General features: G+C 70.1%; 8 protein-coding genes and 1 pseudogene. 5 read left to right on the top strand and 4 right to left on the bottom strand.

The window, feature by feature from the left end:
* Positions 1-214 precede the first annotated feature (214 nt).
* A complete protein-coding gene (locus NBG84_RS37405) occupies positions 215-646 on the bottom strand; it encodes a winged helix-turn-helix transcriptional regulator (RefSeq protein ID WP_250924175.1) in 432 nt (143 codons plus the stop codon).
* Positions 647-917: 271 nt separating this feature from the next.
* On the opposite strand from NBG84_RS37405, the gene NBG84_RS37400 reads away from it, so the two are divergent.
* Together NBG84_RS37400 and NBG84_RS37395 are read left to right on the top strand one after the other, a co-directional pair.
* Positions 918-2297, top strand: coding sequence for an MFS transporter (locus tag NBG84_RS37400; RefSeq protein ID WP_250924176.1), 1380 nt, complete (start codon positions 918-920; stop codon positions 2295-2297).
* Between the two features lie 110 nt (positions 2298-2407).
* Entirely contained in the window at positions 2408-2779 is a 372-nt protein-coding gene (locus tag NBG84_RS37395; protein WP_250924174.1) for a DUF6401 family natural product biosynthesis protein, read from the top strand.
* A gap of 83 nt (positions 2780-2862) precedes the next feature.
* Here NBG84_RS37395 and NBG84_RS37390 read toward each other — a convergent pair whose 3' ends face one another.
* Positions 2863-3771 (bottom strand): mechanosensitive ion channel family protein, encoded by a 909-nt coding sequence (locus NBG84_RS37390; protein ID WP_250924173.1) that lies wholly within the window; start codon positions 3769-3771, stop codon positions 2863-2865.
* A gap of 175 nt (positions 3772-3946) precedes the next feature.
* Positions 3947-4987 carry an EamA family transporter RarD gene (gene rarD, locus NBG84_RS37385; protein ID WP_250924172.1) on the bottom strand — a complete coding sequence of 347 codons (1041 nt, stop codon included), beginning with the start codon at positions 4985-4987 and terminating at the stop codon, positions 3947-3949.
* 549 nt (positions 4988-5536) lie between these two features.
* Between rarD and NBG84_RS37380 the strand changes: the two genes are divergently transcribed.
* The 3 genes from NBG84_RS37380 to NBG84_RS37370 all read left to right on the top strand — a co-directional run bounded on the left by NBG84_RS37380 (position 5537) and on the right by NBG84_RS37370 (position 11435).
* Positions 5537-6352, top strand: a complete 816-nt coding sequence (locus NBG84_RS37380) for a hypothetical protein (protein WP_250924171.1) — start codon at positions 5537-5539, stop codon at positions 6350-6352.
* Positions 6349-8568: a bifunctional serine/threonine-protein kinase/ABC transporter substrate-binding protein gene (locus NBG84_RS37375; RefSeq protein WP_250924170.1), complete on the top strand. Its 2220-nt coding sequence runs from the start codon at positions 6349-6351 to the stop codon at positions 8566-8568. Before NBG84_RS37380 ends, NBG84_RS37375 begins: the two co-directional genes overlap by 4 nt.
* Before the next feature lie 182 nt (positions 8569-8750).
* On the top strand, positions 8751-11435 hold the full coding sequence (locus tag NBG84_RS37370; RefSeq protein ID WP_250924169.1) for a bifunctional serine/threonine-protein kinase/ABC transporter substrate-binding protein: 2685 nt from the start codon (positions 8751-8753) through the stop codon (positions 11433-11435).
* A gap of 331 nt (positions 11436-11766) precedes the next feature.
* On the opposite strand, the pseudogene NBG84_RS37365 reads toward NBG84_RS37370, so the two are convergent.
* Positions 11767-11980 (bottom strand): annotated as a pseudogene (locus NBG84_RS37365) (2-oxoacid:ferredoxin oxidoreductase subunit beta); the annotation flags it as partial.

Raw genomic sequence — 11980 nt, 5'->3', positions numbered from 1 at the left:
CGGGTGCTCAGGGCCTCGGGGCACAGGTGACCACGCGTAACGAGGCACCCCGCCAAGGGGACCCCCGGCGTTTGAGGACGGAACCCTTCATCTCGGGTGGGGACACGAAGAGCGGGGGCGTCCGGCCCGGGTGCTCAGGGCCTCGGGGCACAGGTGCCCCACGCGTAACGAGGCACCCCGCCAAGGGGACCCCCGGTGCCTAGGTGCAAACCGGCTACCCCCCGCCCGCACCCTCCGGCCCCCCGGAGGCAACCGACGCCACCCTGGCGTCATACGCCGCCCGCGCCCCCGCGATCTCGTTCTGATGCTCCTCGGTCCAGGTGACCAGGGAGCGGATCGTCGTGTGCAGGGTGCACCCGAGCGGAGTGAGCGCGTACTCGACGCGGGGTGGCACGACCGGATGCACCTTGCGGCTGACCAGCCCATCCCGCTCCAACTGGCGCAGGGTGACCGTCAGCATCCGCTGGCTGATGCCGTGGATCTCCCGGCGAAGCTCGGTGAAGCGGAGCACCCGGCTGTCGAGCAGTGCGATGACCAGCAGCGACCACTTGTCGGCGACCCGGTCCAGGATCTGGCGGACCTCGCAGTCCTCCCGGGCGTCCCACTGAAAGGGGTCCGGGTCCCCGTTGTCGGCAAAGTCGGTCACTGGGCGGTGACTCGGTGACTTCAAAGTGCCTCCTTCCGCAGCTGTCCATCGTGCCGCAGGATCGAAGTGGTTACAAGAAGGAACTGGCCATCCCATTGGTAACCATTCCCCTTGTCTGCCTGCCTCCAGCGGAGCCGTATCCATGTCTTCCGTCCTGCCCCCACCGCCCCCCGAGCGCTCCGCACCCCCCGAGCGTGTTCCCCTCGGCAGGCCTTCCGCCGTCCCGGTGCCCGCGCCCCCCGAGGGCGCACCCCCCGCCGAGGCCGCGGCGATGTCCGCCCGCGCCTGGGCCCTGTTGCTGGTCCTCTGCGGTGCGATCTTTCTGGAGGGCATCGACATCGCCATGCTGGCGGTGGCCATCCCCACGATCCGTGCCGAGCTGGGCCTCTCGACGGGCACCGCGGCCTGGGTGGTCAGCGGATACGTCCTGGGGTACGCGGGATTCACCCTCCTCGGCGGGCGCGCCGCCGATCTGCTCGGCCGCCGCCGGATGTTTCTGGGCTGGCTCGTCGTCTTTATCGCCTTCTCGGCCCTCGGCGGGCTGGCCACCGAGGGGTGGATGCTGGTCGTCTCCCGCTTTGTGACCGGTGTGGCCTCCGCCTTTATGACCCCCGCCGCGATGTCGATCATCACCACCTCGTATGCGGAGGGGCGCCAGCGCAACCGGGCCCTGCTGATCTACGCGGGCACCGCGGCCGGCGGCTTCTCGATCGGTCTGGTGATCGGAGGGCTGCTCACCCAGCTCGGCTGGCGATGGGTCTTCTACGCCCCGGTGTTGCTGGGTGCGGTGATCCTGTTCGCCGCCGTGCGGCTGATCCCGGTGCAACGACCGCCAGCGCGCGAGGGTGGTTTCGATCTCGCGGGTGCGATGACCGCGGCCGGGGCGATGCTGCTGCTGACCTACGGGATCATCCGCTTGGAACACGGACTGGCGCAGTGGACCCTGACCGTGGCGGTGCTCGGCGCCGGCCTACTGCTGGTGGGAGTGTTCATCGCCATCGAGCGACGATCCGCTGTCCCCCTCGTACGGCTGGGAATCCTGCGGCAGGGCTCCGTCGTACGAGCGGACCTGGGGGCGCTGCTCCTGCTCGGAGCGTTCATGGGCTTCCAGTTCATGGTGACGCTCTATCTCCAGGAGCTGCGGGGCTGGTCGTCGCTGGAGACCTCGTTGGCGCTGCTGGTCATGGGCATCGATGTGGTGCTCGCGCCGACCGTGACCCCGCTGCTGGTGAATCGCTACGGCAATGCCCGGGTGATCCTCGGGGGCTTCGTACTGGCGACCGTCGCGTATGCGCTGTTCCTCCCCATCGGTATCGACTGGAGCTATTCGATGATGCTGCCGACCCTGCTGCTGACCGGGCTCGCCTTCACCTTTACCTACGGCCCGCTGACCATCGCGGCGACGGACGGTGTGGCGGCCCATGAGCAGGGGCTCGCGGGTGGGCTGCTGCACACCGCGACCCAGTTCGGGGCGGCGATCGGGATAGCGGCGGTGACGGCGGTGTACGGATTGGCGGGTGCCGGGTTCGATGCCTTCCGGGCCGCCTTGGTGGTGCCCTTGCTGATGGCGCTGGCCGGGCTGGCGCTGACCGCGTCGGGGATACGGCGCCGGGCGGGCGTACCCGGCGAAAGCGCCGCGCCGGTCACCTAGCCAGGACCGGGCCCCCGGTGGGGCAGGTTCGCTGGGGATGGCGAGAGAAGCGCCCGGGATGCGAGCAATATCACGATCGTGGGTGAGTGTCCGGCGCCTATTTTGAGCCCATGGACATTTCGCCTGACGCCGGACCCGCTGGCGGCCCGCCCGGCTGTCCGCTGGTGGCGGTGGTCTCCACGTATATGCCCCGGCTCTCGGAGTTCTCCTTTGAGCCGGGGCTCATCGCGGCCGTCGATCAGCATGCGGCGGCGGTCTGCGACGCACTGCTCCCACGGCCCAGGCGCGGGGACCAGGACATCACCACCGTCCCGGTCGACCGTTCCCCCGTACGCCGTGAGGATCTCGCGGACTATGTGCTCGGCTTCACCGACTGGTTGACGGAGACCGACTGGGCGGAACCGGTGGGCCATGACTTCGCGACCCTGCGGCTGACGGCGGTCTGCTGGCTCGTGCGGGAACACGACCTCTTGGCGAACTGACCTCCCCGCCCACCCTGGCCAGTCGCCGGGATACGCAGAGCAGGGGGGCCGCCGTCCACCCGGTACGGGAACCGTCCTCCCCGCTACATCGGGTCGAAGCGCTCCGGCCCCTCCGGGCCCTCCTGTCCTCGGCGGTCAGTGCCCCGACGATCGGTCCCTCGGCGGTCAGTCTCGCGGCGGTCGGTCGCCTTGCCGCCATGCGATCCCCCGGTGGTCTTTCCGGGGCCGGTCGTCGTACGCGCGCCCGCTCCCGGCAGGCCCGCCGCCGCGTCTGCGCGTCCTTGCTGATAGGCGCTGATCTTGTCCCGCGCTCCCGCCGACTCCTGCTCCGCCACGGAGAGCCAACGCTCGCAGCGCTGGCGCATGGGCACGATCAGACCGCCGCCGACACCCACGATCAGGATTCCCGCGACCGTGGCCAGGGCCGCGGTGAGGAGCGGCCCGGTGATCGAGGTGGCGATCCCGGCCTGGCCGAGCGCCGCGATCACGCCGAGCGCCACGATGAACGCCCAGGCCACCGTCGCCAGTGTCCTGCCGTACGAGGTGCCTGCGAGCGCGCCGCGAACGATGTCGCGGACCGCGCGCGCGATGGCCATGGCCACGACGACGATCACCACCGCGACAATGCCCTTGGGCAGCCAGGCCACCACACTGTTGATCATGCCGCTGATGGGGTTGGGGCCGAAGGCGCCGAACGCCAGTTGCAAGGCGATCAGCAGGATCCCGTAATAGACGATCTTGGACAGGATGCCGGTCGCGTCGTACTTCGACCCCCGCAGGGCGTCGGCCGTACCACTGCGCTCGGAGAGTCGTTCGAAGCCGACCTTTCGCAGCAGCCGGTCCACGACCCGTGCGATCACCTTGGCGATGAGCCAGCCGATGACCAGGATGACCAGGAAGGCGATGAACTTCGGAATGAATTTCGCCACCGCGGACCATGCGTCGGTGAAGCCCTGACCGAAGTCCACAGAGAGGGCGAGGGGTTGTGACATGACGCACTCACTCCGTCCGCTGTCGGGCCCCGATGGTCCGGGGCCACGGACCTCGGTCGTAGCACCGGTTTCCCCCGCCGGCCGCTGTGTGGCTGCTGGCCTGGGCCGATCGGGTGGGAACTCGGCTCTGGTGGGTGTGCCGCGCGGAGGAGGAGCCTCGACGTGTGGGAGGGCGTCAGGCGGTGGGTTCGGCTGTGGTGCGCCCCGCGTCAGCGACCACCGGGGTGGGGATCGACCGGGGTGCGTCCGCGGGCGGCACGGTGGCCGGGTCGGTGAGGGCGGGCGACTCCGCCACGACCCCTTGGGCGATCAGCCGCCGCGCAGCCGCGCTGGAACGCCGGGCGGAACGCAGGGCGTCCCAGGTCAGGATCGACAGCGCCAGCCACACCAGGGCGAAGCCGGCCCATCGCTCCGCGGGCATGGCCTCCTTGAAGTACAGGACGCCCAGCAGGAACTGGAAGACCGGCGCCAGGTACTGGAGCAGACCCAGCGTGGAGAGGGGCACCCGGATCGCCGCCGCTCCGAAGCAGACCAGCGGAATGGCCGTCACCAGTCCGGTGGCCGCCAGCAGGGCGATGTGTCCGAGCCCCTGGGAGCCGAAGGTTGATTCGCCGCGGGCCCCCAGTATCAGCAGATATCCGAGCGCGGGGAGGAAGAGCACCGCGGTCTCCGCGGCCAGCGACTCCAGACCCCCGATGTTGATCTTCTTTTTGGCCAGCCCGTAGAGGGCGAAGGAGAACGCCAGCGTCAGCGAGATCCACGGCACCTGGCCGTACCCCACCGCCAGCACCAGCACCGCCCCAGCGGCGATGCCGACCGCTGCCCACTGCGCGGGTCGCAGCCGTTCTTTGAGGATGAGTACGCCGATGGCGATGGTGACCAGGGGGTTGATGAAGTAGCCGAGGGAGGCCTCGACCACCCGTCCGTTGTTCACGGCCCAGATGTAGACGCCCCAGTTGACACTGATGACCAGGGACGCGGCGGTGATCAGCGCGAGCTTCCGGGGGTCGCGTATCAGCTCTCCCACCCACTGCCATCGCCGCAGGACCAGCAGGGCGATCCCGACGACCACCAGGGACCAGGTCATCCGATGGGCCAGGATCTCCGTCGCACCCGCCGGTTTGAGGAAGGGCCAGAACAACGGGACCAGGCCCCACATCGCGTAGGCACTGATTCCGTAGAGCAGCCCCGCCCGCTGTTCGCCGTCTTGCTTCACTGGCCCTCCCCGTCCCTGCGTCTCGCCCTCGTCGAAGGTACGCGTCACAGGGCGGGGATGTCATGCCCGTATCGCCATACGGTCATGACGAACTCGGGCGTTCCGGCGGCCTTCCGGTTGCGATCGATGTGCCCGTTTCCCCCCTTCCCCGGGTCGGTTCGACGAGCCCGCGATGGGGCCCGCGCTCCACACCGGGGCGAGGCCGCCGAGCAGGTGGTGCTTCCTGGCGCGCCGGGCGGAACGGCTTGCGCTGGGGGTATGGGAGATCGGTGAGGTGCATGGCGGGCGCGGGGCGGATGAAACCGCTGGAGCCGCCCGTGCGTCGAAGGCGTCAGAGAGATCGGGGACACCCCAGCGGCCCGATCCCGTGCTGGGCTCCGAAGTGCTCGACGGGTGCGTCGAGGCCCGGTGGTCGACGCGAGGGAAGCCCAAGCGTCCCATCGTCCAGTGCTCAAGTGCTCAGGTGCGTAGGCGATTGTGCTCAGGGCTGGTTGTCGGTGCCCCGGTTTACGATCGTGTCAGTAGTGGGGGAACGCGGTGGGGGGGACCATGGCGTACAGAAGAGCTCTGCCTGCACTCTGCGGGGTGTTGGCCTGCGGACTGCTCTGGACCGGCTGTTCGGGCGAGCGGGTCGACAAACCGCCCGAGACACAAGGCGCCGGTGCGTCGAGTGCGGCATCCCGGGGGGCTTCCAGCGCTCCCGCACCGGGTCCCAGCGGGCCTGCCTTCGACCCGGACCCGGCGCGTGCGCCCACCACCGAAGCTGCCGCCCGCAAGCTCGCCGAGGCCGTTGTCGCGGGGCCCGAGCTCTGGGGGCCTGGATTTGTGAAGCGCACCCCGTTCCTCAGCCCACCGGGCTACTGGCCGGTTCTTGACGACAGTTGCGTCTGGCAGGGCGGCACCCGACCCTCGGGAGTGCTCTACAGCCTCACCTCCTACAGCGAACTGCCGCCCGCGGACGGAAAGGGCCCGCTGAGGGTCGCCGCCACCGTCACCGTGCACCGGGACGCCAAGGGCGCCGAGTGGGAGATGGCGGACACCCTGGAAGAGGCACTCCGCTGCCCCGACCAGAAGCTGCGCGACGGTGAGCGCGTCAGCCAACTCATGTCCCTCGGCGCGGTCTACGGCACTGGAGGCAACTTCACCGCCGAGGACTCCATCGCCGAGATCGGCAAGTACCACAACGACACCGTCGCCGGCTCCCAGGAGTACGGCTGGTTCCAGTCCCGACTGGGCCAGGTCACCGTAGCCATCGTCACCAAGGGCGCCGAGGGCCGTACACCCGAAGACATCAACACCAGCCGGGTCGAGGCCCTCGTCGGGATGATGAACCGCTTGGAGAAGCAGTTGGAGGCGGCGCGGTGAGTCCCTCGGAACAGGAGCCGGGTGCCCTGGAGCGACTGCTCCCCACCGATCCCTCGACCGTGGCGGGGTACCGCTTGCTCGGTCGGCTCGGCGCTGGTGGCATGGGCGTCGTCTATCTCGGCCGTACGGAGGCGGGCGAGCTGGCCGCCGTCAAGGTGACCCACTCCGACCAGGCCGGCGACCCCGGCTTCCGGGCCCGTTTCCGCCGTGAGGTGGACGCCGCCCGGCGCGTTGTGAGCCCATGGGCGGTGCCCGTCACCGGCGCCGACCCGGACGCGCCCGAACCCTGGCTCGCCACCGCCTTCGTCCCCGGCCCCTCCCTCGCGGAGGCCATCGTCGCGCACGGCCCGCTGCCCACCCGCAGCGCCCGGATTCTGGGTGTGGCCATCGCCCGAGCGCTCGCCGCGGTCCATGCGGCCGGTCTGGTCCACCGGGACGTCAAACCGGGCAATGTCCTGCTCGCGGTGGACGGCCCGCGCCTGATCGACTTCGGCATCGCCCGCACCGTCGAGGAGACCGTCCTCACCGCCCCCGACATGGTCGTCGGTACCCCGGGCTTCCTCGCCCCCGAGCAAGCCGAGGCGCGCGGCGACGAGATCGGTCCGCCCAGCGATGTCTTCGCGCTCGGCTGTCTGCTCGCCTACGCGGTGACGGCTCGACTGCCCTTCGGCAGCGGCGCGGTGGACGCCCTGCTCTATCGCACGGTCCATGACGATCCCGACCTCAGCGGCATCGAGACCGAGCTCGCGCAACTGATCGGCGAGTGCCTGGCCAAGGAACCCCGGGCGCGACCGACGGCCGACCAGGTCGCCGAGCGGCTCGCGGAGGACGGCCCGCTCGGCGGAGCCGACTGGCTGCCCGCCCACGTCGTACGCACCATCGCACACCGCTCAGCGCGGATGCTCGCCCTCCCCGACATCGAACCGACCCAAGGCCCCGAGCCCGAGCGAACCCCAGCCCCTGATCCGCCCCAAGCTCTGTCCAGTAGACGGAAGTTCCTGCTGGGCGCGGGCGGTGCGGTGCTTCTCGCGGGAGGCGGCGGGGGACTCTGGGCCGCGCTGCGCGGTGGGGAAGGGGCGACCAAGGGCGGACCGCCGCCGAAGAAGCGCCGCTATGTGATCGGCGTACAGGCTGATCTGAGCGGACCCCAGAAGGCGCTGGGCATGGAGCAGGAGCGCGGGGCCCGTCTGGCGGTCGAGGCCCACAACGCCCGCGGCGGCAGGCCTTTCCCCATCGAACTGGCGACGGCCGACGACGCCGGAGACACCGCCAAGGTGTCCGCTGCCACTGATCGGATGACGGGGGATCGCGATGTCCTCGCCGTGCTGGGTTCCACCGGCGACTACACCACTCAGGCAGCCCTGCCCGCCTACAACGAGGCGCTACTGCCGCTGATGACCGTCTCGGCCGGGTTGAATCTGCTGACCGCGGCCAAACCCCTGAGCCCCTCGATCATCCGGGTCTGCCCCGCACATCCCGTCGCCGGATCGCACCTCGCCTACTTCCTCCAGCTCTACTACCGCCAGGTGAAGACCAAGACCGCCCGGCCGGGCCTGTTGCAGGAACGCACTGACGACACCTACGCCTGGCAGTACGTCACCATCATGAACATCATGATGCGCGCCTACGGCCATCGGCCCTATCCACGGGTCGTTCCCGCGGGCACCGACGCCTATGGGCCGATCATCAAGGACATGCTGGACGCGGGCATCGACTCCTATGTGCACGGCGGAACGATCCCCTCGGCGGTCAAGGCCGCCCGTGCCCTCGCCGACGCGGGATTCGAGGGGCCGCGCATCGGCGGACCGCATCTGCTCAGCGCGGAGTTCCTCCGGCAGGCGGGGCCGGCGGCCGAGGGGTGGGCCATCGCGGCGCCCGTCCTCGATCCGCTCGTCCACCAGTCGGCGAAGGGTTTCGCCGCCGCCTATCGCAAGCGGTTCGGCGCGGCCCCCGGGTTCTACGCGGGTGAGTCCTTCGACGCGGTCTCCATGATGATCGAAGAGATCGTCAAGGCCGCCAGGTCAGGTGGGCGCCCCGCACCCGCCGATCTGGCTGCCGCCCTGCGGAGGAAGTCCTTTGCCGGCGTCATGGGGAAGTACCAGTTCGATGCGGAGAACGGGGAGCGCAAGAGCCCAAGGGCCCAGCTGTACGCGGTCGACAACGGTCGATTCAGACATCTGATGGCGGCCCCGGCGCAGGACCCGGGGAAGGGATGAGCCCAGTCGTCGGAACCGGTACCCCCGGCTGGTGCCGACGCGCTCCGGGCCGCAGGGGCACCCAGCGAAGGCGCGGTCCGTGCCGCCGGTGGCTCGACCGGAGGAGCGGTGGCCCGAGATCGGGCGGGCTGGAGTCCGCCTGGTGGTACCAGAAGTCCCAAGGACGGAGAAAGAGGTGATGGATGGACCCGCTCAAGACAGGTGATCCGTCATCGATCGCGGGCTACCGACTGCTCGGCAGGTTGGGTGCGGGCGGTATGGGCGTTGTCTATCTGGCCCGTTCTGAGCGTGGGGCGCTCGCCGCGGTCAAGGTGATCCGAGCGGAGTACGCCGCGGACCCCGGCTTCCGGGCCCGCTTTCGACGGGAGACGGAGACAGCCCAGCGGATCACGGGCCGCTGGGTGGTCCGCGTGGTGGGGGCGGACCACCAGGCGCGGGAGCCTTGGCTCGCGACCGAGTTCATCCCCGGCCCCTCCCTCTCGGAAGCCGTGGCCGTCCACGGCCCACTGCCCCACCGCACGGTCCGCGCCCTCGGTGTCCGCCTCGCGGAGGCACTCGCGGGGGCGCACCGGGTCGGCCTGGTCCACCGGGACGTCAAACCGGGCAATGTGCTGCTGGCGTTGGACGGCCCGCGGTTGATCGACTTCGGCATTGCCCGCTCGATGGGGGCCACGGCACTGACCACGGACGATGTCATGGTCGGCTCGCCCGGCTATCTCTCTCCGGAGCAGGCGAAGTTGGCCGGGGCCGCCGAGATCGGCCCGCCGAGCGACATCTTCGCGCTGGGCTGTGTGCTGGCGTACGCGACGACCGGCCGCCGTCCGTTCGGTACGGGCACGGTGGCCGCGATCGTCTTCCGTACCGTCCATGAGGAACCGGACCTTGAGGGGATACCGCCAGAGCTGTTGGCCTTGGTGCGGGCCTGTCTCAGCAAGCAACCAGCGGACCGCCCGACGGCGACGGAGGTACGGGCCGCTCTCCGGGGCCCAGGCCCCGAGGACATGGTGCCCGGGAGCACGGCTGCTTTCGGCGCCGGTCCGGTTACGGGGACCAGTGACGCGGTCGCAGATGGTGAGGCCGCTGCCACCGGGCCGAAAGACGCTGTGCCCGATGCCGATGCCGATGCTGTGATCGATCCCCGGGCGGCGTTCTTCGGTGCACCTGGCGAAGGAGCCGAGCCCGACCCGACCAGCCCGGAGACCAGACCTCTCGGCCGAGCCACCGGGGCCGACGCTCGGGCAGCCGAAACGCAAGCAGCCGGACCCCGGACATCCGAAGCGCAGACATCCGAACCCTGGGCAGCCCAACCTCGGGCAGCCGAAGCGCAGACATCCGAACCCTGGGCAGCCCAACCTCGGGCAGCCGAAGCGCAGAAATCTCCAGCGCAACTGACCGGGCGGGGAGGCGAGACGGTGGGCGGTAACCCGCCCGGTCCCCCCTTGCCGCCCGGAGCCGAAGGCGTTCCGGTTTCTGGCGCGACCACCGCCGTCGGCGCTGACGACGAGGTGGGAACCGCGGCGGGGGACTGGCTGCCCGATGGGCTGCCGGCACTGATCGCACAGCGCTCCTCGCGCGTTCTTGATCTACCCGTGCCCGAGTCGACCGTGGTGGTGAACGCGACCACCACCGCAGCGCCCGTGTCCCGCCGCCTTCTGGTTCTGGGATCTGCCGCCGCCGTGGCCACGATCGGCGGTGCCGCGGCCTGGCTCGCCAGCCGGCCGACCGACGGCGGCGATGACCAGGGCGCGGACGGTACGGAGGGAACCGGCGGCCTGACCCGTCATGTCATCGGTGTCCAGACCGATCTGAGCGGTCCGCGCAAGGCGGACGGCCGGGCTCAGGAACGTGGGGCGCGGCTCGCGGTCGAGATGTTCAACGCCCGCCCTGATCGGCCGTTCGACCTAGCGCTCAAAGTGCTCGATGACGCCGGAGATCCCGTACGCGCCCGGGTGGCTGCCGCACAGCACGGCGCTGACAGTTCCATTGTGGCGGTGCTCGGGCTGACGACCTTCGCGGTGGCGAAGGCGGTGGTCGCGCGGTACGGGGAGAACGCATTGCCCGTGCTCAGCGTCTCCCTCGGCACCACTCCCATGGATCTCCCGCGCTCCAGGGGGTACTTCGAGTTGCAGCCCGCCGACCACATGCAGATCGCCCCCGTCGAGCGGTACTTCGCCCTGCACGGGAGCGAACGGATCGCGGTCATCCGTGACCTGGCCGGTGACAAGGCGTCCTGGAGCATGGTGAAGTGGCTCGGGGAGGCATACGCGGGGGTGGGCCGGGTCGCCGTCCACAACGTCGAAGCGCGGAGCGATGACTTCTCCACCGTGGTCCGGGCAGCGCTGGCCACCACTCCGGATGGAGTGATCCACGTGGGTAACTCGCCGTCCCGGGCGGCTCTTACCGCCCGCGCACTGCGCGATCAGGGGTTCACCGGGCTCAAGGGCTCCATCGAACCCGTCCTGGAACCCGAGTTCCTCACCAGGGCCGGTCAGGCGGCCGAGGGCTGGGTCTTCGGCACGACCTACATCGACCCGGCCAGGCTGCCGACGGCGAAGCCGTTCAACGCCGCGTACCGCCGGCGCTGGAAGACCGATACCACCGAACGCCATGCGGCGGAGGCATACGACGCCGTGCTCTTCCTCGCCCAGGGGATGCGGGAGTTGGGGGAGGGGCGGGTGCGACGGAGTGCGCTGGTGAACCGGTTGCGTCAGCTGAAGTACCAGGGAATCACCAAGCCCATCGCCTTCCGCTCATCGACCCAGTCGTTCGACGAGACCAGCCAACGGGTGGGGCTGTATCTGCACCGGGTGGAGGGCGGTAGGGCCCGGTTCCTCGGTCCCTATCTCCAGGTGACGGCCAAGACCTGACCCGGGGCGGGGAGACCTGACCCGGGAGGGGACGGGCGCGTGAGCCGGGAACATCCCGGCTGGGGCGGGCACGTGAGCCGGGATGTCCGAACCCGAGCGGGCGCGTCAGGTTGGCTGACCGAACCCGAGCGTGCTGACCCCGCCCGGTGAGCCGGCGACGACATCGCGGCGGGAACCACCCAGCGCGTCGGCGTCCCGATGGAGCCGGTGTGTCAGCCGCGCCAGCGAACCCGAACCCGGCAGCCCACAAAGAGGGCGCCTTCCCATGGAGAAAGCGCCCCTGTTACCACTGCGCTGCGGGTGCTGGTGCCTGCTAACCGGCCACTGCCCGCTAACCGACCACGGTCCAGGTGTCCTTGCCCGCGAGTAGCGAGGCCAGGTCGCCTTTGCCTTGTTGTTCGATGGCGGTGTCGAGTTGGTTGTTCATGAGGGTGTCGTAGATGGGGCGTTCGACGCTGCGGAAGACCCCGATGGGTGTGTGGTGGAGGGTGTCGGGGTTGGCGAGGCGGGAGAGGGCGAAGGCGGTGGTGGGGTGGGTGGCGTGG

The sequence above is a fragment of the Streptomyces albipurpureus genome, assembly GCF_023701525.1.
In the GTDB taxonomy this organism is placed as follows: domain Bacteria; phylum Actinomycetota; class Actinomycetes; order Streptomycetales; family Streptomycetaceae; genus Streptomyces; species Streptomyces albipurpureus.
The sequence above is the reverse complement of the archived record's forward strand: the minus strand, read 5'-3'. Positions and strand labels throughout refer to the sequence as shown.